General features: G+C 46.4%; 21 protein-coding genes and 1 tRNA gene. 7 read left to right on the forward strand and 15 right to left on the reverse strand.

Translation table 11 applies throughout. The features are described 5' to 3' along the window. Positions 1–98 precede the first annotated feature (98 nt). Complete coding sequence (locus tag QH73_RS05655) at positions 99–1700, forward strand: Hsp70 family protein (RefSeq protein WP_039715557.1); 1602 nt, start codon at positions 99–101, stop codon at positions 1698–1700. A 30-nt stretch (positions 1701–1730) separates the two neighbouring features. On the opposite strand, the gene QH73_RS05660 is transcribed toward QH73_RS05655, so the two are convergent. The 6 genes from QH73_RS05660 to pdhA all read right to left on the reverse strand — a co-directional run bounded on the left by QH73_RS05660 (position 1731) and on the right by pdhA (position 8459). Then, a complete protein-coding gene (locus tag QH73_RS05660) occupies positions 1731–3185 on the reverse strand; it encodes a hypothetical protein (protein ID WP_039715558.1) in 1455 nt (484 codons plus the stop codon). Between the two features lie 1008 nt (positions 3186–4193). Then, a complete protein-coding gene (gene prmC / locus QH73_RS05665; RefSeq protein WP_039715559.1) occupies positions 4194–5087 on the reverse strand; it encodes a peptide chain release factor N(5)-glutamine methyltransferase in 894 nt (297 codons plus the stop codon). 16 nt (positions 5088–5103) lie between these two features. Next, positions 5104–5886, reverse strand: a complete 783-nt coding sequence (locus tag QH73_RS05670; protein WP_201277952.1) for a Tic22 family protein — start codon at positions 5884–5886, stop codon at positions 5104–5106. Between the two features lie 436 nt (positions 5887–6322). Continuing rightward, positions 6323–6396, reverse strand: a tRNA-Pro gene (locus tag QH73_RS05675). Positions 6397–6486: 90 nt separating this feature from the next. Beyond that, on the reverse strand, positions 6487–7356 hold the full coding sequence (locus QH73_RS05680) for an aldose epimerase family protein (RefSeq protein WP_039715560.1): 870 nt from the start codon (positions 7354–7356) through the stop codon (positions 6487–6489). Positions 7357–7424: 68 nt separating this feature from the next. Continuing rightward, complete coding sequence (gene pdhA, locus QH73_RS05685; RefSeq protein WP_039715561.1) at positions 7425–8459, reverse strand: pyruvate dehydrogenase (acetyl-transferring) E1 component subunit alpha; 1035 nt, start codon at positions 8457–8459, stop codon at positions 7425–7427. A gap of 316 nt (positions 8460–8775) precedes the next feature. Here pdhA and QH73_RS29115 point away from each other — a divergent pair, with 316 nt between their 5' ends. After that, the gene (locus QH73_RS29115; RefSeq protein ID WP_039715562.1) at positions 8776–11055 is read left to right on the forward strand and encodes an IMS domain-containing protein; all 2280 of its coding nucleotides are present in this window, start codon (positions 8776–8778) and stop codon (positions 11053–11055) included. Positions 11056–11193: 138 nt separating this feature from the next. After that, positions 11194–12168: an AEC family transporter gene (locus QH73_RS05695; protein WP_039715563.1), complete on the forward strand. Its 975-nt coding sequence runs from the start codon at positions 11194–11196 to the stop codon at positions 12166–12168. Positions 12169–12213: 45 nt separating this feature from the next. Here QH73_RS05695 and QH73_RS05700 read toward each other — a convergent pair whose 3' ends face one another. The 7 genes from QH73_RS05700 to QH73_RS05730 all read right to left on the reverse strand — a co-directional run bounded on the left by QH73_RS05700 (position 12214) and on the right by QH73_RS05730 (position 20232). Further along, positions 12214–12489, reverse strand: a complete 276-nt coding sequence (locus QH73_RS05700) for a hypothetical protein (protein ID WP_236146888.1) — start codon at positions 12487–12489, stop codon at positions 12214–12216. 18 nt (positions 12490–12507) lie between these two features. Further along, positions 12508–13680 (reverse strand): class I SAM-dependent methyltransferase, encoded by a 1173-nt coding sequence (locus QH73_RS05705; protein ID WP_236146889.1) that lies wholly within the window; start codon positions 13678–13680, stop codon positions 12508–12510. A gap of 160 nt (positions 13681–13840) precedes the next feature. Further along, a complete protein-coding gene (gene trpB / locus QH73_RS05710) occupies positions 13841–15088 on the reverse strand; it encodes a tryptophan synthase subunit beta (protein WP_039717449.1) in 1248 nt (415 codons plus the stop codon). A 66-nt stretch (positions 15089–15154) separates the two neighbouring features. Beyond that, complete coding sequence (locus QH73_RS05715; RefSeq protein ID WP_039715565.1) at positions 15155–15919, reverse strand: hypothetical protein; 765 nt, start codon at positions 15917–15919, stop codon at positions 15155–15157. A 264-nt stretch (positions 15920–16183) separates the two neighbouring features. Beyond that, a complete protein-coding gene (locus tag QH73_RS05720) occupies positions 16184–17401 on the reverse strand; it encodes a helix-turn-helix domain-containing protein (protein ID WP_039715566.1) in 1218 nt (405 codons plus the stop codon). Positions 17402–17633: 232 nt separating this feature from the next. Further along, positions 17634–17777, reverse strand: coding sequence for a hypothetical protein (locus tag QH73_RS05725; protein WP_165587621.1), 144 nt, complete (start codon positions 17775–17777; stop codon positions 17634–17636). Further along, positions 17728–20232 carry a glycoside hydrolase family 31 protein gene (locus QH73_RS05730; protein ID WP_039715567.1) on the reverse strand — a complete coding sequence of 835 codons (2505 nt, stop codon included), beginning with the start codon at positions 20230–20232 and terminating at the stop codon, positions 17728–17730. The genes QH73_RS05725 and QH73_RS05730 overlap by 50 nt, the downstream gene beginning before the upstream one ends. Here QH73_RS05730 and QH73_RS05735 point away from each other — a divergent pair. From QH73_RS05735 to QH73_RS05745, 3 genes are all read left to right on the forward strand, one after another. Then, the gene (locus tag QH73_RS05735) at positions 20205–20387 is read left to right on the forward strand and encodes a hypothetical protein (protein ID WP_132866678.1); all 183 of its coding nucleotides are present in this window, start codon (positions 20205–20207) and stop codon (positions 20385–20387) included. The genes QH73_RS05730 and QH73_RS05735 overlap by 28 nt on opposite strands. 148 nt (positions 20388–20535) lie before the next feature. Next, positions 20536–21342 carry a TPM domain-containing protein gene (locus QH73_RS05740; RefSeq protein WP_039715568.1) on the forward strand — a complete coding sequence of 269 codons (807 nt, stop codon included), beginning with the start codon at positions 20536–20538 and terminating at the stop codon, positions 21340–21342. A 174-nt stretch (positions 21343–21516) separates the two neighbouring features. Beyond that, complete coding sequence (locus QH73_RS05745; RefSeq protein WP_039715569.1) at positions 21517–22137, forward strand: precorrin-8X methylmutase; 621 nt, start codon at positions 21517–21519, stop codon at positions 22135–22137. Positions 22138–22217: 80 nt separating this feature from the next. On the opposite strand, the gene QH73_RS05750 is transcribed toward QH73_RS05745, so the two are convergent. Together QH73_RS05750 and dapB are read right to left on the reverse strand one after the other, a co-directional pair. Further along, positions 22218–22952 (reverse strand): DUF8619 family protein, encoded by a 735-nt coding sequence (locus QH73_RS05750; RefSeq protein WP_039715570.1) that lies wholly within the window; start codon positions 22950–22952, stop codon positions 22218–22220. Between the two features lie 60 nt (positions 22953–23012). Then, positions 23013–23843 (reverse strand): 4-hydroxy-tetrahydrodipicolinate reductase, encoded by an 831-nt coding sequence (gene dapB, locus QH73_RS05755; protein WP_039715571.1) that lies wholly within the window; start codon positions 23841–23843, stop codon positions 23013–23015. Positions 23844–24058: 215 nt separating this feature from the next. Here dapB and QH73_RS05760 point away from each other — a divergent pair, with 215 nt between their 5' ends. Further along, positions 24059–25621: a glycosyltransferase family 39 protein gene (locus QH73_RS05760; RefSeq protein ID WP_039715572.1), complete on the forward strand. Its 1563-nt coding sequence runs from the start codon at positions 24059–24061 to the stop codon at positions 25619–25621. The last annotated feature ends 366 nt before the right edge of the window (positions 25622–25987 follow it).

A 25987-nucleotide genomic window follows, 5' to 3' on the forward strand; every position in this document is an offset into this window, starting at 1 on the left:
TCGCTGACAGGGTAGGATGAAATGAGAATTCCAAATTCGGAATTAACTGGTTACTAGTTACTGATAACTGACAACTGATAACTGATAACTGATTAAGCATGGCGATCGCAATCGATTTTGGTACGAGTAACACTTGTATAGCCCGTTGGAATCCTGTGACGCAGCAAGCGGAAACTTTGAGTTTACCAGGCTTATCTCAGCAGTTGGGGCAAAATCCACCTTTGATTCCTAGTTTGGTCTACATAGAAGATGCGGCAAGCGATCGCGTGTTAATTGGACAAACAGTACGCGATCGCGGTTTAGATTTAACGACTGACCCGCGATTTTTTCGTAGCTTTAAGCGCGGTATTGGTACGGAAATTCAGGGATTTTTGCCGCAACTGGATGGCGAGACGGTCTCGTTTGAACGAGTTGGCAAGTGGTTTTTGAGCCAAATCATTGAGAAATTAGCCACTCAAGCCCCTGAAGACGAGCAGTCCTTAGTCTTGACAGTCCCAGTCGATAGTTTTGAAGCTTATCGCTTGTGGCTGGGCGAAATTTGCCGTGCTTTACCTGTGGAACAAGTGCGAATTCTGGACGAACCTACAGCCGCCGCTTTGGGTTATGGCATGGCAGAACAGGATAACTTATTAGTCATTGATTTTGGCGGTGGCACTTTAGATTTATCTTTAGTCCGCTTGGATGGTGGCGGAAATGCTGTCAAACAGCAGACAGGTTTTTTACTGCAATGGGGTAAGAAATCTTTTGCCAAAAAATCTGGGCAGAAGCTAAAAACCGCCCGTGTCTTAGCAAAAGCAGGGCAAAATTTGGGTGGAACTGATATCGATAACTGGATTGTCGATTATTTCGCCCAGGAGCGGGGATTAGCCGTTTCTCCTTTAACAACTCGCTTGGCAGAAAGGGTAAAAATTCAACTTTCCAGCCAGGTGCAAGCTAGCGAAGTTTATTTTAATGATGAGACGTTTGAGAGTTACGAATTAGAATTAGACCGCGATCGCCTCACGCAGATTTTGACAGATCGTCAATTTTTCGAGCAATTAGACGAGTCGATGCAGCAGCTGCTCCAGCAGACGCGGCGACAAGGTATAGAAGTAACAGATATCAATGCCGTATTGTTGGTAGGTGGAACAGCACAAATGCCTGCCGTGCAGACTTGGGTACAGCAGTATTTTCCCTCGGAAAAAATTCATTGCGATCGCCCGTTTGAAGCGATCGCCCAAGGTGCGTTGCAGATCTGTCAAGGTGTGGAAGTCAAAGATTTTCTCTATCACAGTTACGGTATCCGTTATTGGGATAGACGGAATCAGTGTCACAACTGGCATCCAATTATCAATCCAGGGCAACCTTACCCGATGACAAATCCCGTAGAATTGGTTTTGGGCGCATCGTTAGATAATCAGCCCAGTATCGAACTGATAGTCGGAGAACTGGGGGCGGAGACTGGCGGGACGGAAGTTTATTTTGATGGCGATCGCCTGATTACCCGCCGTTTAGATAGTGGTAAAAAACAAGTACAACCCCTCAACGACCGGGATGGAGCAAGGCAAATTGCCCAATTAACCCCACCTGGGTATCCTGGGAGCGATCGGATTAAAGTCCTGTTTCAAGTAGACGCACAGCGTTGCTTGCGAATGACTGTAGAGGACTTGCTCACTAATCAAACTTTACTCGAAGATCGAGTCGTAGCAGAGTTGAGCTAGAGTTATAGAGGAGCAAAGCGCCTCTACAAATTAATCGATTGAGACATCATCCCACTTGACATAGTCTCCCGAATTGCCAGTTCCCGAAGTTCCTAGTTCGATGACCGTCCAGTATCTCGAAATGGGGACTTCGATCTCTAAGTATTCCCACCCATTTTTCTTGGTTGAGGTGGCTGAGATTTCGGCATCGCCATTGCGATAGTCGTAGCCTAATGCTTTCAGGGTTGCTGATGCCTTGCCGTTGACATACACCCAAGCACCAATCTTGACCTTTTGTCCCTTTGGTAACTGACCAACAATGCGACGAACGCTTACTGGGGTATCTGGGGAGGCATCACCGTTGTTGAGTTTGACATATCCGCCTCCTCCATGCGCTCCACTATTATCGTTGCGGACAAAACTCACATAGGGCGAAGCACCTTCAAGAATCCAGACATCGTTGCTATCAAATGGTATCCAGCCTGTTTCAACGTTGTTGTCTGACTCAAAATCGGCATTACTGAGAGCTTCATTTAAGCTCAAATCTTTGATTTGCTGATAAGTTTTCGTGGGGTTAAAACCTGGAGCAACAGCCCAGCTATCGTGACCGTCAAGATCGAATAGTAGTGCGTGGTCGTAACCAAATCGTTTGAGTTGTTGTCCGAAATAAGCAAACCAGCGACGGCGACAGTCTTCGGTTTCAAACTGCGAACCATTGCAATACTCGTTAATCGATCCCGATTCGCTAATTGCTAGAGGCTTGCGGATGCCACGCGATTCTAGGACTCGCCAAGGATGCCCGAGGCGATTCTCAGAAATTTGTCCGCCATAGGCGTGCAAGCCGATATAGTCGCTCACCTCAGCAATCCCAGCGTCTAACATTTCGTCTAACAGACCGGATTCAATTCCCATTACGGGCGGCGATTCAATTTTGATATTTGGATCGATGGATTTGGCTGTTTCGTAAGCGATCCGCGTCATATCGACGCATTCTTGAGCTGACATCTTACCGTTGCCGTAGTCGAGGTCGGGTTCGTTATCGATAATGTAGTAAGAAATCTTGCCCTTGTAACGCATCATGACATTGCGAGCAAAATAACGGAAATTTGCCTTCCACTGCTCGTAGTTGCCGTCTCGATTGACGTGCATCCGTGCCGATAGTACCAAATGAATTTTGAGTCCGGCGTTGAGGTAGCGATCGATTGCTGCATCTCTGGCTGACCAATTGAAACCAGCGCCCTCTGTAAAACCGCCAACACCATCCATACCCATACGGGCGACTTCTAAATTTAAGTCCTTTGTGTGCTGGATGGAGCGATCGACATATTCTGGCTCGGTGTTGTAACCAGTGCCGTTATTAATCCCTAAGTAACTCGTTAGCGCCCGTGCTGGTAGAGTGTAGAGGAGAGCCGAGGCAACAAAAATAGAGGCAATTGTTTTAGGCTTTAGCGATCGCAATAGCGATTTGTTTTGAGCTAGGTGTTGGATCTTTTGGTGTAAATTCATCTTGTACCCTGATAAGTTGACAAGCGACTGCCAGCCCCATGTATCACTCAACGCGACTAGAATTGTGCGAGTGTGGGACAAGTTACGCAGATTTGTACTTGCTTTTGCCCTCAGCAGTTTTGATTAGAAAAATTGTGGTTAGGGGCAGAGCGTTTAATTCAAGTAGCTTTTTAAGTAGATGAAAAACACTCTATTTCAGTGCAGTTATGCAATAGAGAAGTGTAATGAGTTGGATAAGTTGTGGATCGTTACACCTCATACAAATCTAAGTTTTGGCAGATACAGATCGGTTACTTTACAGTAGCTTTAAAAAGCTAAGCTAAACCTAAAGTATTCTCGCTCTAGTATGCATTCAAGCGAAAATTTACTGATTTATTGAGTAGGTAATTTCTCAGAGCAGATTGCAGTTATAGACTTGGAAGAACATAAAGCATAAAATCAGCCGAAATTCAAGCTAGACAAGCAGAAAACATTAATAAAACACCTGTATTAGCTCGCCTAAAATAAATTGCATATATGCTTGAAAGCCTATGAAGCAGAGGATTTTATTCAAAGTGACACTTATCGAGTTGCGATCGCAGACTTACCAGTAGTAGAATTACGGTACTTTTGGCGAGTAATTATATTTTTTTTGATATATTAAAATATTACAGTCATCTGTAAGCCTTTTTTAGACTGCTCTTCACAAATTTCTAATAAAATGATGGGGGACAATTTGACATTTGCTTATTTAGCTAGATGGGTCATTATTTGAATAAAAATTTTTCTTAGTTAAATTTCGGTAATTGCACTGACTGATTTGTCTTAGTGCCAAATGCAACAGAAAACTTATTCGATGTGTGTTTCTTAGTTGACTTTTATAATCAAACTTAAGCACTCCTGTCTCAGCGATTTCTAATCGCCCCTATACTCAAATTGCACTTTGCGTCTTTGCGCCTAACGCTTCGCTAACGCCTTCGCCTTCGCTATCGCTAACGCCTTCGGCTAATGCGTGACCCACAAAATCCATCACCGCCTATAAGCCAGAGCAAAACGCTCAATCCCTGCTAAATCTGCATAAATTTGAATATTAATATAACTTCCCTGCTGCTGTAACAACTCGCTTACAGTTGTAGCCTGTCCCGCCATCATTTCAATTAACCAAACACCACCCGATCGCAAATAATTTGGCGCAGTTGCAACCAAATGACGAATGCAATCCAAACCATCTGCACCACCATCCAAAGCTGAATGCGGTTCGTGATTGGCAACTTCTGGTTGTAGTTGTGGAACTAAATCGCTAGGAATATAAGGCGGATTTGACACCATTCCACAAACTTGACCTTGGAGAAATTCTAACGGCTCCCACCAATTTCCTAAATAGAACTTCAGCCGATCGCTATACCCTAAATTTTGAGCGTTACTTTGGGCAATTACCAAAGCCGAAGAACTGCGATCGACAGCATGAACTTCAGCTCCCGGAAAAACAGCAGCTAACCCAATTGCGATCGCGCCGCTGCCCGTACCCAAATCGACCCAATCTCCCCGTTCTAATCCAGTCACAGAACTTTTGTGAACCGCTTCAACTGCCAGATCGATTAAAATTTCTGTTTCCGGTCGCGGAATTAAAACAGCGGGAGAAACTGCTAGCTTAAAATCCCGCCAGGGTGTAGTCCGGGCAATATATTGTACTGGTAAGCGTTCTTGCAACCGCTTCTGCCACAAGCGATTCAACTCAGCTAAAGGTAACTTCAACTGAATTTGCGGTTGGTGCTTATATAACTCCAATCGCAGGGAAAGAGGATCTAACCCTGCGATTTCTTGCAGCAACCAGTCTAGTTCTGTAGGCGAGACATCAGCCGCGATCGCATCTATTGCAGCCTGCTGTCGCCATTGCCACAGTTCTAGACCAGATGTATTCATTTCGAGTGGTTCGGAATTAAGGCTTTTTAGCTGGTTGGTTGGGTGCTGCTGGTTGAAGCGATCGCACGAAGTCAATTGATTCTTTAGGAGGAACCAAAACAATTTGACTTAAACCCTGGTCGTTGCGAGTTTGCATTGCTTGCAAAACTCCCTCCAAATTGACAACTTGGATTTCAATCGTCGAAGCTAGATCGGGCTTCTGTTTCTTGAAGCGTTCCAGCATTGCTTGTAATTCAGTTTTATTGAAAAAGAAAGGAATGACTTGCTGATCTGCTTGCTTGATTGTCAGATATCCCTTTTCTTTTCCAGCTTTAGCGACAAATAACGGCGTTCCCTTAAATTGCTCCGGCTTTTGACCGCTTTGCTGTAGTAATGTTTTTGCAGCGTCAACCTGCTGCTGTCCTGGGACAAAGGCAAAGTTGGGAGAATTAGGCTTTTTCTTATTTGTTTGCTCTAGCTTATAGACTTCTGCTAGAGAGACAGGAACAACTCTGACATTTTTCGCTAATTCTGGATTTTTCTGCTTCAGGCGATCGATAAATGCCTGTGCGTCTTGGCGATTGATAAAGACTCCGGCGACTCCCGACTTATCTTTTTGGTCTGGTACGGAAGCTACCAGTGGTGCGCCCTTATTATCCGTGATTGTAAACATTGGCACAGGTCCAAGCTTTTGCAAGATTTGCTGTTCTGGCAAAGCCAAGACTTCTAAAGCGCCCATTGTCGTCGTACCAATAATGGTACTTCCCACCACTCCTAACGTTGCACTCCAGCGAATCACCGATTTTATAACTGATTTCATGAGTATTCCTGACATCAATGACCAGATTGTGTTTCTTCCAGTGGTGGTAAAAATACCCACCCAACTAGTTGTAGTTATGGTAGCAGTGTCTTGGCAAGAGGGTTGACTCAACCAATGCGATCGCCACCAACTCTTGCTGACGGTACAAACCCACTCGTTGTTCGCCTTCTTGGAATATTTTAAGAATTAAATAGATTTGTTAATAGAAGGGAGCAGTTATCAGTGAACAGTTATCAGTTATCAGTTATCAGTTATCAGGAAGCCGTGACCAGGGAGCCGTGTCTAGTGTCCAGTGACGACCAGTGACCAGCGATCTCTTCTCACGCGCCACGCACCACTCTCTTACCAACTACCAATGACCAATGACCAATGACCAATGACCAATGACCAATGACGACCTTGCGAAAGATCGCACCACTATACCTGCAAATCTAAATCGGGATGACAGGATTTGAACCTGCGACATCCTGCTCCCAAAGCAGGCGCGCTACCAAGCTGCGCTACATCCCGTAGCTGACACTCTTTCTAGAGTAACACAAGTACCCCAAAAATTAACTCAGAAGTTTCAATAAGATATTAAAAACTTTGTATAGAGCAAGCTTAAGTAGAAGTTATATCTAGATTGACCCAAGTTTGAGCTTCACCACCAGGTTCGATGTAAATTAGATCGGTTCCCGTATTTAAAGCATTGCGGGGAGCCGTCCAAGGCTCCAAACAATAGTAGTCCTTGCCCTTAATTGTCCAGAAAACTAGCGTACCGTAATAATTACTGCTCCATGTTAGTTGTAAACGCTGAGCATTGTCGCTGACAGTCGCTTTTTGGTTTGAGAGGGGTCGGAAGGCTAAATCGAGTTCTTCTAGCTCGAAATCAAAATTGCCGCTGAAAGCGTGCATCTCCTTCGTAATTTGATTTTGAAACTGAGTTGCTGGGATTTCAAATTTCAAATCTGTTTTGTCAGAAACTTGGAAATAAGGGTGTAACCCGGTCGAAAATGGCATGGGAGCAGACGAGCGATTGACAAACCGCTGCCAGATGCCCAGCCAGTTACCTTTAAACTCATAGGTAAACTCTACTTGGAAGTCGAACGGGTAAACCGTGCGAGTTTGCTCGTTGCTATTCAGAACGAGCGTGAGACTAGCACTGTCATTGTTAGTTTGAGAGTTTGTCACTTCCCAAGGTAAATCGCGAGCAAAACCATGCTGTTTCAGGGTATATTGCTGCCCTTGATACGTATAGGTGTTATCCGGTAAGTTACCGCAGATCGGAAACAAAATCGGAATTCCCCCTCTTATGCTCATTTCAGGACGAGCAAACCGTTCTGCGTCCAAGTAGAGAATTTCTCGTCCCTGGACGCGCCAGCGAGTAATAATTCCACCTCGTTCTGGCACGACTTCCAACAGCGAATCAGTAGATGCATCCGTCAGAACGTAGGTTTGGTATTGTTTTTGATGTTGGGTAATTTCAAACACGGCTATCCAAAGCGTAGTTGACTTTTGACTGTTAACTGTTAACGGTGAACTGTCAACAGTCAACTTTTTTATTCGTCTTCCGCAAAAATGAAGCGATACAGTTCGCTGGGATCGGGTTCGGGACTGCTTTCAGCAAATTGTACGGCTTCGTCAATCGTCTGCTGAATTTTGCGATCGATCGCCTTAAGTTCTTCCTGCTGGACGAGGTTTTGCTCGACCAAATAAGCTGCTAATCTCGTAATTGGATCGCGGGCAAACCAAAACTCTTTTTCTGTCTTGGTACGCAGCTCGTCAGGATCGGCAAGAGAGTGACCTCGGAACCGATAGGTGAGGGCTTCAATGAGAGTAGGTCCTTCTCCGGCACGGGCGCGGGCTACTGCCTCTCTAGCTACGGCGTGGACTGCTAGCACATCCATTCCGTCTACTTCGACTCCCTCCATGCCAAACACACTGGCTTTTTTATAAATTTCTGGCTGGGAAGTTGCCCGTTCGTGCGCCATCCCGATCGCCCACTTATTATTTTCGACAACAAATAAAATCGGTAATTTCCACAAAGCCGCCATATTTAGCGTTTCGTAGAACTGACCGTTGTTGCAGGCTCCATCGCCAAAAAAGCAAGCCGTCACCTGGTCGGCGGTTGCATCTCCTAGCGCTTCGCGACGATACTTAGACTGAAATGCTGCACCAGCAGCGACGGGAATGCCTTCAGCGACAAAAGCATAGCCACCAAGCAAGCGATGCTCGGCAGAAAACATATGCATCGAACCGCCACGCCCTTTACTACAGCCTGTAGCCTTACCGAATAACTCTGCCAACACTTCTTTAGCAGGAACTCCCGCACTTAGAGCATGGACGTGATCGCGGTAAGTGCTGCAAACATAATCTTCTCCCGGTCGCATTGCTTGGATTACGCCAGAAGAGACGGCTTCTTGACCGTTATATAGGTGAACGAAGCCAAACATCTTACCGCGATAATACATTTCGGCGCATTTGTCTTCAAACATGCGCCCCAAAACCATATCCTCGTAAAGCACTAGCCCTTGTTCTCTGGTGATTTGGGCTGTAGCAGCGTGAAAAACGGGTAAAGTCCGCTCCTGAACCATTACTATGTAATACCTTTGCGATCGCTAATATGAAATTATTTTTTAAGATAACCTGTTATCAGTTATCAGTGATTAGTGACTGGTGGCTAGTGGCTAGTAAGAATCTAGTCACTAGCCACTAGCCACTATTAAGTAAAATTTCAGTTCGCAACGACTCAACGATCCATGCTTCAAGCTGGTAGATAAAATAACTTTGAGGTTAAAATCCACAAGTTATCATATAGGCACGTTTTGCCAAGCTACGGACAAACGCTGTCGCTTGACATCTCGATATAAATAAACTGTTTATTTTCTCACGGTGCAGGGGAGCTTAACTGTGCGCGTTCCATTAGATTACTATCGCATCTTGGGACTACCACCCAATTTTTTTCAGCCGATGAGTGCGGAACAGTTGCAACAAGCTTACCGCGATCGCACCGCGCAGCTGCCGCAACGCGAGTATTCTTTGACAGCGATCGAGATTCGCAATCAACTCATATCTCTCGCCTATCGAGTCCTGTCCGATCCCCAACAGCGACAGCGCTACGATGCTGAATATCGTGCCTCTGCCGATGAATTAGCAAATAGTGGGGTGATGAATGGTGCTGCGGATGGCGAATTTGATGAAGAATTGAACGCGCCGTCTGAGGGTTTCGAGCGTAATTTTGAACTGGAACCTGAAACCGATCGCCTCAGCATTGAAATTATCGACGAGCTGCTGATCGGAGCGCTGATAATTCTGCAAGATGCGGGGGAATGCGAACTGGTACTGAACTTAGGTCAGTCTTTCCTCAGCAATAGCGATCTCGAAGCAGATAGCGACGCTCAAAGCGATCGCCCTGATATTGTCCTAGCTGTGGCTCTTGCCTATCTACAACAAGGACGAGAGCAATGGCAGAACGATCGGTATGAAAATGCAGCTGTTTCTCTCCAAGCAGGGTATAGCTTGTTAGAACAAGAAAGGCTATTTCCCGATACTGCTGCCGAAATTGCTGCCGATCTAGAAAAACTGCGCCCCTATCGCATTTTAGAATTGGTGTCGCAACCCGAATCTCACATTGCCGAAAGGCAGCGAGGGTTGCAGCTGTTACAGGATATTTTGCGCGATCGCCAAGGGATTGAAGGTACTGGCAATGATGGTTCGGGTCTGAGTATTGAGGATTTTCTCGGCTTTATTCAACAACTACGAGACTACCTCACAGCGGCAGAACAACAAAGTCTATTTGAAGCAGAAAGCCAACGTCCTTCAGCAGTAGCAACGTATTTAGCTGTCTACGCCTCCATTGCCAAGGGGTTTGCGGCACGAATGCCCGCATTGATTCACCAAGCCAAAATCCTGCTGCTGCGGTTGGGAAAACGCCAAGATTTATATCTAGAACAAGCAATCTGCTCTCTGCTGCTAGGTCAAACAGTAGAAGCAACTGAAGCCCTTCAACACAGTCAAGAACAAGAACCTCTAGCCGTTATCCGCAAAAATTCTCAAGGTGCGCCCGATCTTTTACCTGGTTTGTGTCTGTACAGCGAAACGTGGTTACAAACAGAAGTCTTTCCTCACTTTCGCGATTTAGCGACTCGAACGGCTTCGCTCAAAGACTATTTTGCCGATCCTGGCGTACAGGAATACTTAGAAGCTTTACCAAGCCAGCCTGACTATGCGATCGCAGAATACCAGTTTGTCGCTCCAGCAGACCGCGCTACGGACAGCAACGAGCAGGTAGCAGCCAGAAATGGGCAACGACAGATCGCAGCTAGTGCCGTAACCAGCAGAGGAGCAGGGGAGCTAGGGGGCAGAGGAGATGAAAACTCCTCTCCAGGAACTGTGGCTGTGTTGTCCAATCCCGAGCCAGTGACGGCAAGCTCAAGTGTTACGCAGGCAACTTCTGGGGTGGAAAAAGCTACACCACCTCGCCAGCGCCGCAATTCAAAAAATCGTCCGCCACAGCGAGGGAGTTATGGTAATGGCAAGGATCGCCGTAGTGGAGCGCTCGGTTTTGGTTCTCTCAAGATCGGTCGTTTGGCAATACTGTTAGGTGGCGGGACTCTCGGTCTAGCTATCTTGTGGTTTCTCAGCAGTCAAATCTTCGCCTTATTCCACAGAACCGCGACTCCACCCGCCGCAACTCCACCTATAGTTCAACAGCCGCCTGTTGTCTCAGAACGATTAGTCGTAGAGTTGAACCAACCGCCTGTAGCAATTCCTCGACCGCAGCCAAAGCCAGCAGCACCAAAACCATTGAATCGGGATACAGCTGCTCCAGTCGTTCAAGCTTGGCTAGCGGCGAAAGCTGCCGCTTTTGGCTCGGAACACGCGACGGATAAATTAAAGCAAATTCTGGTCGAACCAGCTTTATCTCAGTGGCAAAAGCGCGTTCAAGACGATCTGCTCAATCGTCGCGTCCGGCAATACAAGCACAGTCTTCAGGTCAATGGCGTGAGAAATGACCCAAAAAACAGCGATCGCGCCCAAATAGAAGCGACTGTTGTGGAAGTCGCCCAGATCTACGAGCGAAACCGCCTGAATCGAGCCGCTTCTTATAATGAAAAGCTGCGCGTGCAGTACAACTTAGTGCGTCAAAATGGTGAATGGCGAATTCAAACTATGAAGGTGCTGAAATAGCAATTCTAGCGATTAGCAATTGGCATTTAGCGATTAGGATTGTAACTTGTGGGGTTAGGGTTTAGCTTCACTTCTCTGTTTACACTCGCACATCGCTCAAATAGCTAGCGGCTAACAGCTAATAGCTAATAGCTCTATATGACAGAAACTTTATTTCATGCTTACCTGCCCCTGATTGTGTGGACTAGTTTGGGGCTAATAGTGCTTCGCCTAGTACCGGAGACTTTACCCCACTGGTTGGGTCGCGGTCTCTACTGGGTGGGAATTCCTTTGGAAATCCTGGCTTTGGCGCGTCAAACCAATTTTTCAGAGCCAGCGGGATTGGCTCCAGGGATTACCTTAGCGGCGATTGGCAGTGGGGTGGCGATCGCTTATTTGTGTTTAGTTGGCTTGCAGCAGTTTGCCGCGCGATCGACAAATGCCAACATCTCTGGATTTTTATCTCAGCCGTGGAACAAGCCATCTTACCAAGGCAGTTTTATTCTAGCTGCGGCGCTAGGAAATACGGGTTTTGTCGGATTGAGCATCGTCCCTACCTTTATCGATCCAGAGTACTTGAGCTGGATTGTGTTTTTCAGCATCACTCATAACATTGTTGGTGCTTATGGGTTTGGGGTACTGATTGCTAGTTATTTCGGTCGCTCCGAACAATCTCATCACTGGTGGATTCATCTGAGAGATGTTTTAACCGTACCGATTCTTTGGGCGTTTGCGATCGGTTATTTCACTCAAGATGTGGCGCTTCCACGTATCGTTGAGTCAGGCTTGCAGGGATCGATTGATGTTGTGATTTCCTGCGCTTTTCTATTAATTGGGATGCGGCTGTCTCAATTACCAGGCTGGAAAAGCTTTCAACAAGGGATCGTTCCAGCTGTAGTGCGAGTCATCGTTATCCCCGGGTTGGTGGGTGTGGCAACAACTTTTGTATTGGGGTTATCGGGCGATCGCCGTTTGGCAATGGTGTTGATGTCTGGCGTTCCAACTGCTTTTGCCGGACTGATTTTTGCTGAAGAGTACGAACTCGACCGGACGACGATCGCCAGCAGTATTATTCTTTCTACTATTCTCTATCTTCTCGTTCTGCCTTTGTGGTTGTATGTGTTTGGGAATTAGGAACTCGATTGCGTACATGACGTTTGTAGGGTCACGCGCTCTAAATTATTCTGAAACAGTTTCTTCCTGCAATACTCCTAGCACTCGCGCAATATACTCGCTCCGCCATTGTTCCCGCGCCTGCACTACTGGTTCCTCTGGCTGATATGCTTCAATCTCTGCCAGTGATATAACTTCTTTCGTCGCCAGTAAACGTTCTACAGTATCGAGACGTTCCCGCAAGACAGACACCTCACCTGTTAACGCGACGATCGCGGACAGTAATTTATCGAGTTGCGGCTCGTCAAAGTAAACGGGGCGTTTGCCCTTGGCTTTTTTCATCCCCATGACTTCCTCCACTTACTTAGTAGCAGCAACAATAAACCAGCTACCTCGACTACCTCCTCCTTGTTGGGAATTGTCAGCCGCAGTTTTCCAAGCACCATTGGGAACGAAGGTTTGGATGACTCGATCTGCTGCAAATCCAGCTTCAGTCATAACGGCTGTCAAGTCTAACTCCCGCATGGCACTCCAAAAAGGTTCGTTGTTGTTAGCTGTTTCCCAGTCGTACATGAAAGCGCTAAAGGCATCCATGTGGCTGTATAAGGGTGCTTCTACGTGGATCGTCATTCCCCCAGGAGCTAACAGGCGATCGCATTCTCGCATCACGTTACGGATGGCTGGAAGGGGAATTTCATGCAGCAGGATATGAGAAACAATCAGGTCAAAGGAAGCAGCTTCAAAGTGAGTCCGTTCGGCATTTTGTTGAGAAAAATGGACTCGTTTGCCTAAAGCTTCTGCCCTAGCGTGAGCGTAGCGTAGCATTGGTGCGCCAATATCGATCGCGTAGACTTCGGCTTCTGGATAAGCATCGACATAGGGTAAAGTACTGTGACCGACAGAACAACCCAAATCGAGAATTTTTGTGGGTCGAAAGTCGGGATATTTTGGTTTCAGGTAGTTGTTGACAATTGACAAGCCCATATCATCGTTGAGCGGACCTAACCATCCTGCACCGTAAATATAAACACCGCGATCGTAGGTCGCCCCAGCCGCCAAATCGTCTGCTGTGTATTCGCTGTGATAGCTACCAGGCATACAGTGGATATCGACAGCAGTTTGGTAAACAGGAATTTTGAAATCGGGGTCGAGGGTCAGCGTACCTAATTGGCGATCGCTCTGTTTTGCCCGTTCGATCAGTTCTGGTAGTTGTCGTTCTACACTGGTATTGACCGCATCCCACAACATTTCCTGGTTGATGCGCCGCAAGGCACTCCACCAACGATAATGAGGGTGTCGTTGCATAGCGGTGCGGATTTCGTGGCGGTTTTGAGGCGATCGCTGGTGTTCTCGTTCAAATTGGGGTTTGACAACTTGCTCGTATACTCTTTTATTGCCAGGGCTGAGATTTTTAACGATGTGCAGTTTCAGGCTTTTTACAAAGTTTTGTCGTGCCAACTCATCATGAGTGGCTTGCGGTAGCATCGAGTGTTGGAATTGCCGATCCATGTTTCCACCTCTTGAATAAGTCAAAAGTCAGAAGTCAAAAGTCAATAGTTCTGCGATTCTCCGATCTGCTTGCAAAGGGGGCAATTTGGATTGACGTATAGCGATTTTACAGGCATATCATAAAGATCTACCTGCTCGATGGCAGTGTTTTCGGAAAGTATTGCTAATTGCTAATTGTTAGTTGCTAATCGCCAATCATTTTTAGGTACTTAGCAACGGTTTGTACGTCTTTGTCACCGCGTCCCGAGCAGTTAATGACAATGCGGGGGCTACCTTCTAGTTGCGGACAAAGGATGTCGAGATAGGCGATCGCGTGGGCGGTTTCTAGAGCGGGAATAATCCCTTCTAACTGCGAGAGACGCTGCAATCCTGCGATCGCTTCCTCATCGGTAATGCTGTAATATTCTGCCCTACCAATCTCTTTTAAAAAAGAATGCTCTGGACCCACACCAGGATAATCTAGTCCCGCACTGATCGAGTGTGCCTCAATCACCTGTCCGTCTTCGTCTTGCAACAAGTAACTCATGGCTCCATGCAGTACGCCAACTCTACCTTTGGTTAAAGTCGCGGCATGTTTTTCCGTAGTGACTCCTTCTCCTGCGGCTTCAACACCAATGAGCCTGACGGTTGGCTCGTTGACAAATTCGTGGAACAGTCCCATAGCGTTAGAACCGCCACCTACACAAGCTAGCAAAATATCTGGTAAGCCACCCCATTTTTCCATTGCTTGGACGCGGGTTTCTTGACCGATCGCGGCTTGAAAGTCTCGGACAATTGTTGGGTAAGGATGGGGACCAGCTACAGAACCGAGAATGTAATGGGTCGTTTCTACGTTTGTCACCCAGTCGCGAATTGCTTCCGAAGTGGCATCCTTAAGCGTCCCCGTGCCAGCTGCTACGGGTTGTACTTCTGCCCCCATCAAGCGCATCCGAAACACGTTGAGGCTTTGGCGTTCCATGTCTTGTACGCCCATGTAGATGACGCATTTTAGCCCAAACCGAGCGCAGACGGTAGCTGTAGCAACGCCGTGCTGTCCTGCTCCTGTCTCGGCAATGATGCGTTGTTTGCCCATCCGCTTCGCCAGCAAAACTTGTGCTAAGGCGTTGTTAATCTTGTGAGCGCCCGTATGATTTAAATCTTCTCGTTTGAGGTAGATTTGCGCCCCCGTGCCATCTGGACGGGCGTAGTGTGCTGTGAGGCGTTCGGCAAAGTAGAGGGGGGTAGGTCGTCCTACGTAGTCACGGAGGAGATTTTGTAGTTCTTGTTGAAAGTCTGAGTCGTGTCGATATTTTTGATATGCTGCTTCTAACTCGCTGAGGGCAGGCATCAGCGTTTCCGGTACGTATTTTCCGCCAAAACGTCCAAATCGTCCGAAAGAGTCAGGACGTTGTGTAGATGGTTGGGAGTTGGGGGAGATCGGTGTAAGGGTCACGATACCTGCGGAGAATGACGATACTCCCATCATTATATAAGTTTGAGGAAATAGGTTTAAGGATCGCTAAGAAGAAGAGGGCAATAACGTCAACAATAAAGTATAAGCTCCCGCACCGAGGGCAAATGCCCAAAAACGGCTTTCTCTTTCGACTGGTAGTTCTTCCTTCAAGACATTGAGAATAATTCCACCAGCAAGGAAAGCAAACATAACTGCGATCGCCGTGCGGTCAACTCCCATACCGCTACTACCAAGCGTCCACCCAACAATCACCGCTGTTGCTAATACCCAGCGACCAATACCGTTATAAATATACTTATGATGTTCTCGCAAGCCGTAATCGTTGACTGCAAAATGCAATGCCATTGCTAGAGCAAATTGCAGCATCCCAATCGCATCATTATCATCGCGATTGAGCAGTAAGTAGCCAATGAGGGTATTGTAAAAACCGTAAACAATGATGTGCAACCAGAAGACGCTTGTTGCCGTTACATCTCCTCTGCTCTCTTTGCGGTTGTCACGACGTGATGCGATCGCTGCCCGATCCAAACCATAAAATACCGCTAAACCCAAAAGCGCGACTACGTAAATATGGTATCTCCAAAAAGCCAGCCATCCACCTACAACTTCTCGAATGACTGCTTGTGCTTCGCCTAATTCTGGCAAAATATGAACGAATACATAAGCCATCGAAGCCCCACTGCTGGCAGACAACCAGATGCTACGCGGAGTCGCGCTCAGAAATCGCAGCCTACCAGCAAATAATTGCACTAATGCTAGTGCAACTGCCACAATCAGGGAAAGCTCGAACAGAAATCCAGGTAAGAGCATTATTCACGATTGATGATTGGCGAGCGGTAGCGATGCCTGATGAGCGTACCTCCCCGTTTGCAAACTAATCTTATCTGGCTATAACGATTTACTCTATACCTTAGAACATATCTGCAACTAAATATATAGCAATGTGTATCAATTCGGGCTGAGCCAGTGACTTATCGTTGTAGCGGTTAACTGTTAACTGTTAAGCGTCACAAACTCTATGGGCGATCGCGCCGACTGGCGCACCGCGTAAGGGTCTCTTACCGAGCGCTCAGTTCAAGCACTAATCTGCGGTCGCTGTTCGTGACACACAATAAAATGATTCTTGCTATCAATCTCAATTGTTCCTTCCGCCTGTAATTTGCCTAACATGCGCGTGATCGTAACTCTGGTGGTCGAGCAAGCAGCAGCAAGATCGCTATGAGTTAGACGAATGCCCAAACGAATACCTCGCTCCGTAGGTTGACCGATTTGCTTGGCTAACAATAATAACAAGTGATGCAAGCGGCTCTTGGCATGGCGCTTGCCAGAAATCGCTAAAAGAGCCGTTGTTTGCTGTAGCCGTTGGTTAACTTTGGGTAATAATTTTTGCGAGAGATCGGGATCTGCGGCTAACTCTGACCAAGAAAAACAAGTTAATTCAACTTCAGTTAATGCTGTGGCTTCACAAAGTCCGAAAGCTTCTATATCTAATGCACTAAACGGCGAACCTGCTCCTGCCAAACCCAGTAACACCTCTTCGCCAGTCTCGCAGGCTATTGCCAGCTTGACAATCCCGCGACACACCAGCCAAACGGTCTCCGGTCTGAGTCGGATCGTTTCCCCTTTCAAATAAATCTGTTTTTGACTCAGATCTAGCTCGTCGATGGATACATCTACGTTTTGGTTGTGTGGGTCAATCTTGTCAGATAGATACAAATGTCGATTGGGATCGCCAATCTCGCGCAGCGATAGCAGGATAGTCTTTGGCTGACCTGTTTGCTCGCAGTTAGACAGACTTGCCACAACTGCAACTTTTACAGGCTGGCGATCGCGGGGACAAAGGTGCATCGTCCATTCCTGCGATTCTGCCATGCCTTGTAATTCATTAAATTTGTACCAAAAGATTTCCCGGTTTTCGGCATTGAGAAAAGTAGTCAGCGGTTTTCCACTTAAAAAACGCTGCGATACATTTAAAAGCTTAGCAGTCGCCTGGTTTGCCTCTCGAATCGTACCTGAGAGATCGACGATCGCATAGCTATCCGGTGCCAGCTCAAATAAATCTTTGTAGCGCCTGCGTTCTTCCTCTAAGGTTCTACGCATAGCTAAAAGTTCTGCGTTCTGCCGATGTAATTCTTCTAAGGTGACTTGAATCTCTTCCGAAGCAACACCAAGTTCTTTAAGTGCTGTAGGTAAAAGTCCTGGTTGAAGCTGCGGACAATCTATATCATGAAGCAGTAGATCCAACCGTCCTTGCATGGACTGGATTTGCTGGACGAAATTATCTGTCAACATGCACTCTACCTCTACACGAAATTGTTAGCGAGCGACGATTGGCGGTCAATGAGTCAGTGTGTCATTGCTTTGCTTCAGAGTGACAGATCCCCAAGATAACGACATCTATCAAAAGGTAAGTACATCTATTCAGATCGAGTCATCTATAAAAAGGTAGAATTATTTTCCCTTTACTCTCCATTTCCTTACTTTTCGTGGCTCTCTTAGCTTCCGACTCCCGTACGGGCGGGTTTTAAGCGAAGATTTCTTGCCGCAACTCTCGCTCTTTCGCCAAACCCGCCCCTACGACTCCCGACTCCCGTACGGGCGGGTTTCCAAACCCGCCCCTACGACTCCCTGCTCCCTCTAAACTGCAAACGGCGAGCCGTTCCATCATCGCTAAAACATTGCTGACCGACTCCCACCACCTCGATCGCGACTTCTCGCGCTGGTGGTGTCCATTCTCCCTGTCTCGCGCCAATCTCAACGATTGTTTCTTCTCCTGTTGTATTGACACGATAGGTAGTGGTTGACCAGACACCTTGACGATAATCAAAGCTAAGTCCGTCATCTTCGTACATTGTCCATTCTCCTTGTCCTGCCCAAACGCGCAGTGTGAGAGGATTGCACGTTTTTTCATCAACAAACTGTACTACGGGCTGCATGGGGATGACTGTGCCAGAGCGCACATAAAGAGGCATTTTTTCCAATGGTGCGTGTGCCAGAATATGAGTTGGTCCCGTGAAAGCTTCCCCCGTCCACCAGTCGTACCAAGTCCCGGCGGGGATGTATACCGCACGATGTTCTATCCCAGGACGATAAATTGGTGCAGCCATCAGACCAGCACCCAGCAAGACTTGGTCGTAGAGGTTGTAGGTCGTGGGGTCTTGAGGAAAATGGTAGAGTAGAGGGCGAAGAATTGGCGCTCCGGTGGTAGCAGCTTCCCAGAACAACGTGTAAATGTATGGTAAAAGCTGGTAGCGCAAGTTAATATACTCGCGACAGATTTGTTCGACGCGATCGCCAAATACCCAAGGTTCGTGACGAGCAGTTGTCATTGCCGAATGACCGCGCATAAGGGGGTAGAGCATTCCGACTTGCATCCACCGGGCGAACAGTTCTGCTGTAGCATTGCCAGCAAAACCACCAATATCGCAACCGGCAAAGGCTACACCCGACAACCCCATATTGCACAGCATTGGGAGGGACATTTCCAAATGCTCCCACAACGACTGGTTATCGCCCATCCATACCGACGACCACTGTTGTACGCCAGCGTAACCCGAACGAGTCAAGACGAACGATCGCTCGTTAGGGCGCAACTTTTCCAGCGCCTCAGCACTCGCTCGTGCCATCATCAATCCGTAAAGGTTGTGGACTTCGGCGTGAGTTGTAACTGGGTAATTGGTAGTTGTAGGGGCGGGTTTAGCAAAAGATTCACCGCCTACGGCAATAGATTCTCGTTCAAAACCAGCCCTTACAGAGGAGTCGGGAGTCGTAGGGGTTAATTCCGAATTCCGAATTCCGAATTCCGAATTCCCCTGGGGTGCATCCAACGGAAACCAGATATGCTTACCATCGTCACCAAAGGGGCGATCGGCGATCGCGGGTTCGTTCATATCGTTCCAAATTCCGGCTACACCAATACTGGTAAGGCTTTCGTGTAAGTCTCCCCACCACTGACGGACTTCAGGACGCAAGAAATCGGGAAATAAGGCTTTATCGGGCCAGACGTAGCCATGAAATAGTTGTCCGTCTGCTTTGCGGACGAAATAATCTTTGTCTATCCCTTGGTCAAAAACGTGGTAATTTGCTTCCGGTTCGTACTTTACCCCAGGGTCAATAATTGTTATCGTCTTAAATCCATCCTCGGCTAGTTCCCGCAGTAGCTTCTCTGGATGGGGGAACCGTTGGGGACTCCAAGTAAAGACGCGATATCCCCGCATGTAGTCGATATCTAAATGAATCACGTCACAAGGAATGCGGCGGCGGCGAAATTCTTGGGCAAGTTCGCGTACTACTGTTTCCGAATCGTAACTCCAGCGACACTGATGGTATCCTAAAGCCCAACGAGGTGGTAGGGGCATTCTGCCTGTTAACTGCGTGTAGCTACCTAAAATTGTGGCTGGATCGGGACCGTAAATGATGTAGTAGTCTAGGGGTGGTGTCTGCATTCCCGCTAAGCTGCGGGTTTCCATGCTCCAAGTGCCAGGTTGAGCTGTGCCAATGTCAAACTGACTCCAAAAAGTCGTGTTGAAAAAGATACCATAACCGACTTCTGGACGCAAAGCCATAAAAAATGGAATTGCCTGATACATCTCATCCGTCAGCGAGTTGTAGTCTAAAGCATCTAGCGTCCAATTTGTTTTAACTTCGCTTAATTTATCTAAAAAGCCCGTGCGTTCGCCAAAACCATAAAAATGCTCGTCAGCCTCAATTTGTTTCCAGGCGGCGGTTGCACCCATGCGCCACCCCATACCCATTTCGGCATCTTTGGCAAAGGGGCGATCGCAATTGTCAAAGCAAGTGAGGCGACAAGGTTGGCGTTGAACGACAATTCGCAGCCGATCTGTTTTAATTTCTACCGTGTCAGGTGTTTCTGCAACTTCAAAGGGAACGGGCGATCGCTCTATCTCTTCATCTCCTACGACTGCCCAAGGGCGCTGGGGAAAGAATTCGCCGTGAGGGGCTAAACGCACGCGAATCAGATTCGCATCGATAACGCTAATTAATACAGAAGACTCACCGCAATCCAACTGGACAGCGCGATCGCTTTGCGATACTGCCTCCACTGCGCCTACAGTTACCCACGGTTGGTCAGTCGTTGGCAGTTGTCCAAAATATTGCGGCATACACCTTTCCCCAAATCGCGCATTTACAGCAGGAATTCTATCTCCACAGTCAATTTTTCCGTATCTATACAAACGTAGATTTCTTTCTGAGGGAGCAGGGAGCAGGGAGCAGGAGAGACAAGGGGGACAAGGAAGTAGAAAGCAAGCTGATTTAGAGCATTTTGACTTTTAACTTTTGATTGATTTGCCTGGGGTCGCTAAATTAGAGTAAAGTAAACAAATGTAAAAAAACGCGACTTAATTATAATAATTCTTACGACAGTAGCGATTTTGAGACTCCGATCCACAACTTATTAATTGCCCATGCAGCGTTCATTTTGGCGAAAAATCCCGGTTTTAGTAACAACATTTTTTCTGGCTGGGTTGGTTTGGATGATGCAACCATCAGCAGCCCTAGCTTATGACAATCCAGAACTGCTACCCGATCGCCCTACCCCCGTCATTGACCTAGCAAAGACTTTTACCGATATTCAGGAAGAACAACTCGTAGCAGATTTAAATAAATTTACCGCTGACACTGGTTGGAAACTGCGAGTTTTAACTCAGTACGATCGCACTCCCGGTAGAGCAGTAATTAACTTTTGGGGTTTAGATGACAAAAGTATTCTTCTAGTTGCCGACTCTCGCGGTGGTAACATCCTCAGTTTTAGCGTTGGCGACGCAGTTTACGAACTTCTTCCCCGCACGTTTTGGATCGAACTACAAACCCGCTTTGGTAATTTGTACTACGTGCGAGAACATGGGGAAGACCGCGCCATTCTCGGAGCTTTAGAATCTGTTGAAAGCTGTTTAGTCAAAGGCGGTTGTAACGTCGTTCCTGGTCTACCAAGAGAACAATGGATTCTCACCCTAATTACATCAACACTAGGAGGCGTAATTTGTGGTTTTGCCGCTCAACCCCGTCGTCCAGGACAAGCTCTAGCTTGGCAGTGGGCTTTGATTTTCTCGCCGTTGTGGGGCATATTATTCATTGCTTTCGGCATTGGACCAGTTGTCACGCGCACTACGGAATGGCTACCTCTGATCCGCAATATCTCAGGCTTTCTGATTGGAGCGCTCGTAGCATATCTCACGCCAATATTTGGTCGTTCATCTGCTTCTGAGACGTGAATTTTGATAATCGGTAATGGGTAATGGGTAGTTGCTGGTTGACGGTTGACGGTTAACTGGTTACTGGTCACCAGCCACTAGCCACTAGTCACTAGTCACTAGCCACTAGTCACTGACAACTGATAACTGATAACTGATAAACTGGTCACTGTCCCTAGCTCCCAGCCTTTCTCTATGGAATGGCACATGATTGATGCCCAAAATCTGGCGATCGTCGATCGCGAGGTTGGCGATTATGACTTTTCTCCCGCAGAATATGAGATCGTCCGTCGTGTTATTTATACAACTGCTGATTTTGAGTATAAGAATTTAATTCATTTCTCAGAAACGGCAATGCAAACAGGAGCGGCGGCGATCGCGGCTCGCTGTACGATTGTGGTGGATGTACCGACAATCCAAGTTGGCATTCTACCCCAGATTCAAAACACCTTTGCCAATCCCCTTTATTGCAGCTTAGACGCGATCGCTCGTCCGCAAAAAGATAAGACTGCTACAGCTTGGGGAATCGAAAACCTCGCTCAGCGCTATCCCGAAGCAATTTTTGCGATCGGTCAAGACCACAGTGCATTAGCAATTTTGATAGATTTAATTGCTACTGGCGCAGTTAAGCCAGCTTTGGTCATTGCCACACCTGGGGGATTTGTCGATGTGGATGCGACCAAAAAACGCTTGCAGGAATTTTCCGTACCCCAAGTTTGGACGGAGGGTTCCAAGGGTGGTGCAACGGTAGCTACAGCAATTTTGAACGGATTGCTAGAACTAGCTTGGCTGGCTTACACCCCTGAAGAGAGCTGAGAGAATTCGGAATTCGGAATTCGGAATTAAATTGCACCCCACTTTCTGCCAATAACTGGTTACTGGTCACTGATAACTGTCTACCATTCCCGATCTTGTCTCGGTAGCTGAGGCGGTTCTTTTCTTTGAGGGGGACGGCGAGGAGAGCGAGGTTCTTCTTCGGATTCTAAGCGATCGCGACGGATGCGGTTGCTGACTTCCACAAAGACATCTCGTTGCAAGAATGGATAGTCACTCACCCAAATATCGCGGCTGGGGATGTAGATATCGGTGACTTTGGTAATATTGCTCAAATCGGCGCGATTTGACAGTACGATCATTTCCGCCACTTGACGGCGGGCAATCCCTTTGTGACTGCGGCGCAATGGTACTTGTACCTGGATGGAAAAACCAGTTTCATCTCCAACTTCGACATTTAGACGGCGTTCTAGGTTGTCTACATAGACTAGTTCGCCTTTATTGTTAACTGTTTCTTCTCTACCAATTAGCTCTTCTGAAATATAAACGTCTAAGATTCGACCGCGAAAGAAACCGCTGTATTTGTATTTGCGGTACTGTGCGTTACGCAAACTCGCCCACAGTACGGGACCCCACAGCCAATAAAAACCGCCAACCACCCCAAAGGGAAGTAGCAAACCCCCAAATCCCTCACCCAACAGCCATCGCAACAACAACACAACGACAACAGCGACAACCGAAGCTAGCAATCGGCGCAGAAAGTCAGAAAATTTTCCCCAAACGTAGCGATATTGATCGCCCGTAGCAATACGAGGAATGAGTTGTTCAAACTTCTGGCGCGTGAGTGGGACGAGCATGAGGGACTGGGGAGTAGAGTTTTGTTGACGGTTAACCGTTAACAGTTAACTGTCAACTCTTTACAATATTTTTTCTAACCCATAAACGAGGGTTTTGAGTTGGATGACTTTACGGATCGCTAGCAGCACTCCTGGCATGTAGCAGGCGCGATCGCTCGTGTCGTGACGCAAGGTATAAATTTGACCTGCTGAGCCAAAAATCACTTCTTGATGGGCAATTAACCCTGGTAGGCGGACGCTATGTATACGAATACCTTCTGCTGCGACGCTACCTCTCGCACCTGGTAATTTTTCCGTTTCTTCTACCTGGGGTGGATTAAAAATTTTCCCCAACCCAGCTAGCATCTGTGCGGTTTGCAATGCCGTACCGCTAGGTGCATCAGCTTTTTGGTTGTGGTGCAGTTCGATAATTTCGACGTGATCGAAATATTGGGAAGCTTGAACTGCTGCTTGTTGCAACAAAACCATCCCAATTGAGAAGTTGGGAATCATCAAACATCCAGTACTGGCTTTGTCAGCAAATTCCGCTAAGTCTTGAATCTGTGCTGGACTTAAGCCTGTCGTACCGACGACTGGACGCACTCCATAGGCGATCGCCGAGCGGATATTGTCATACACTGTACTCGGATGGGTAAAGTCTACCATCACCCCAATTTGCCTTTCTTGCCCCGCCATCGCCAGCATTGGTTCTAATTGGTCGGTAATTGGGACTTCCAATGGTTCTGGTAAACCCGCTAGTTCTCCTGCATCTTTACCTTGGTGTTCTGGGTTGCGATCGATTGCCCCTAGTAAGGTCAGATCGGCAGCTTGGGAAACTGCTTTGACAACTTCGCGTCCCATTTTGCCCGCAGCACCATTGATGACTACTGGGATTGGATATTGGCTATTCATTGCTTTGACGATCTCAGTCTTATCAAGGGCATTTTGGACTAATTAAGGATAGCAACTTAAGGATGGCAATGGCTGACGTAGATTGGAGTGCTTACCGTTTGACACTGCTTCTCTTTTAAAAAAACTATATATTTATTGTAACCTAAATAAGCTTTGAGGATTTTATTTAATTAATTTACCTCTATAGCAAGCTCAATTCTAAATTTCAACTGTTTATGCCAACTCTTCGTCACGTCAATTTTAAATGGCTGCGCTTACTATTTATAATTATTTTGTGTGTAGGAATAGCTTTTCGAGTTACGAATATCGATAAAAAAGTTTATTGGCACGACGAAGCTTATACTTCTTTAAGAATTGCTGGCTACACGATGAAAGACTTTTCTCAAGGAGCATACGCTCATCGAGACAGCAGTATCAAATACTTGCAAACGTTTCAACGTTTCAAACCTGGAAGTCAGTTAAAAGATACAATTCATTCTCTTGCGGTAGAAGACTCTCAACATCCACCTTTGTATTATGTTTTGTTGAGATTTTGGGTAAAATTATTTGGTAATAGTGTTACTGCAATTAGAAGTTTAAGTATATTCTTTAGCTTCTTAGTATTTCCTTGTTTATATTGGTTGTGTCTGGAATTGTTTCAATCGTATCTCATCGCCTGGATGGCGATCGCACTTTTAGCAGTCTCTCCGGTGCATGTTTTATTTGCCCAAGAAGCAAGGCAATACGCTCTCTGGACGGTGACAATTTTAGGATCGAGTGCCGCTTTGCTCAGGGCAATTCGACTGAATAAAACCCAGATTTGGATTGTCTATGCTTTCGCTTTAGCAACTAGTTTTTATACTTTTTTCTTGTCTGGATTAGTAGCCGTTGCTCATGGAATTTACGTTTTCATCATTGAAAAATTTAAGTTGAGCAAAAGAGCGATCGCTTATCTTCTCTCCTCGGGTTTGAGCTTATTACTTTTTACCCCTTGGATATTGAGCTTAATTCAGAACTATTCCATGTTTCAGATGACGACTGGATGGACGAATAATGCTTTACCCGCAGACATTTTTAGTCGTCGCTGGCTACTCAATATCGGTCATGTATTTTTCGATCTGGGTTTGGAAAAAGATCCGGAATTTCTGATTGTCTACTTTCTTTTATTATTTCTGATAGTTTACGCAGTGTATTTCACAATACGTCACGCACCTTTAAGGGTTTGGCTGTTTATTATTACCTTAATGGCTGCAACTACTTTACCGTTACTAATACCAGATATCATTAAAGGCGGACAAAGATCGATCGTACCTCGTTATTTGTTTCCTGGTTATTTAAGCATTCAGCTAGTTGTTGCTTATTTACTGAGCAAAAAAATCAGTCAATCGAGGCTATTAGCTCGTAGAATTTGGCAAGCGATCGCAACTTTACTCATTTTGGCTGGAATCATATCTTGTACGCTTAGTTCCCAAGCTAATACCTGGTGGATTAAAGAAATTAGTTATAGTAATCCTCAAGTAGCCAGCTTTCTCAATAGAGCAAATAATCCTCTCATAGTTTCTACTAATGGTTGCATCAACAATGGTAATTTACTTTCCCTTAGCTACTTATTAGAGCCAAAAGTTCGATTAAGATTAGTTGATATCGCTCCCTTAAAAGAGATACCAAAAAATTCTGGCGATATCTTTATTTATGGAGATTGTACAGAACCGGTGCGCGATAGTCTTATTAAGAAAAAACACAAACTAGAGCTAATCTTACCTTATTTATGGCAACTAAAATCAGGAAAAGAGAATTAAATTTAGAGATGTAAGGATAAAGATCCCCTTAAAAAGGGGGAGACAAGATTGTACTTAACTTAATTCCCCTTAAAAAGGAGGAGACAGAATCATTCTTAGCCTCTCTTTTCCAAAGAAAAAGACAAAACCATTCTTAGCCCCCCTTTTCAAGGCGGGTTGGGGGATCTCATTGAGTGGATAAATCAATAGAATCATTCTTAACCCCTCTTTTCCAAAGAAAAAGACAAAACCATTCTTAGCCCCCCTTTTCAAGGGGGGTTGAGGGGATCGAATCAAAACCTACGAAGTATTTTAACGCTCTACAAGTCTAACTAAAGTTAAATTCACTCATTTATGGCATTCGCTCAAAACTCCTACTCAAGAGAG

It is taken from the genome of Scytonema millei VB511283 (genome assembly GCF_000817735.3).
In the GTDB taxonomy this organism is placed as follows: Bacteria; Cyanobacteriota; Cyanobacteriia; order Cyanobacteriales; family Chroococcidiopsidaceae; genus Chroococcidiopsis; species Chroococcidiopsis millei_B.

What these genes read in the sequence shown, in the direction of transcription:
- QH73_RS05655 (WP_039715557.1), top strand. Translation starts at nt 99, where the DNA reads ATGGCGATCGCAATCGATTTTGGTACGAGTAACACTTGTATAGCCCGT.
- QH73_RS05660 (WP_039715558.1), bottom strand. Translation starts at nt 3,185, where the DNA reads ATGAATTTACACCAAAAGATCCAACACCTAGCTCAAAACAAATCGCTA.
- prmC (WP_039715559.1), bottom strand. Translation starts at nt 5,087, where the DNA reads ATGAATACATCTGGTCTAGAACTGTGGCAATGGCGACAGCAGGCTGCA.
- QH73_RS05670 (WP_201277952.1), bottom strand. Translation starts at nt 5,886, where the DNA reads ATGAAATCAGTTATAAAATCGGTGATTCGCTGGAGTGCAACGTTAGGA.
- pdhA (WP_039715561.1), bottom strand. Translation starts at nt 8,459, where the DNA reads ATGGTTCAGGAGCGGACTTTACCCGTTTTTCACGCTGCTACAGCCCAA.
- QH73_RS05695 (WP_039715563.1), top strand. Translation starts at nt 11,194, where the DNA reads ATGACAGAAACTTTATTTCATGCTTACCTGCCCCTGATTGTGTGGACT.
- QH73_RS05700 (WP_236146888.1), bottom strand. Translation starts at nt 12,489, where the DNA reads ATGAAAAAAGCCAAGGGCAAACGCCCCGTTTACTTTGACGAGCCGCAA.
- QH73_RS05715 (WP_039715565.1), bottom strand. Translation starts at nt 15,919, where the DNA reads ATGCTCTTACCTGGATTTCTGTTCGAGCTTTCCCTGATTGTGGCAGTT.
- QH73_RS05720 (WP_039715566.1), bottom strand. Translation starts at nt 17,401, where the DNA reads ATGTTGACAGATAATTTCGTCCAGCAAATCCAGTCCATGCAAGGACGG.
- QH73_RS05725 (WP_165587621.1), bottom strand. Translation starts at nt 17,777, where the DNA reads ATGATGGAACGGCTCGCCGTTTGCAGTTTAGAGGGAGCAGGGAGTCGT.
- QH73_RS05730 (WP_039715567.1), bottom strand. Translation starts at nt 20,232, where the DNA reads ATGCCGCAATATTTTGGACAACTGCCAACGACTGACCAACCGTGGGTA.
- QH73_RS05740 (WP_039715568.1), top strand. Translation starts at nt 20,536, where the DNA reads ATGCAGCGTTCATTTTGGCGAAAAATCCCGGTTTTAGTAACAACATTT.
- QH73_RS05745 (WP_039715569.1), top strand. Translation starts at nt 21,517, where the DNA reads ATGGAATGGCACATGATTGATGCCCAAAATCTGGCGATCGTCGATCGC.
- QH73_RS05750 (WP_039715570.1), bottom strand. Translation starts at nt 22,952, where the DNA reads ATGCTCGTCCCACTCACGCGCCAGAAGTTTGAACAACTCATTCCTCGT.
- dapB (WP_039715571.1), bottom strand. Translation starts at nt 23,843, where the DNA reads ATGAATAGCCAATATCCAATCCCAGTAGTCATCAATGGTGCTGCGGGC.
- QH73_RS05760 (WP_039715572.1), top strand. Translation starts at nt 24,059, where the DNA reads ATGCCAACTCTTCGTCACGTCAATTTTAAATGGCTGCGCTTACTATTT.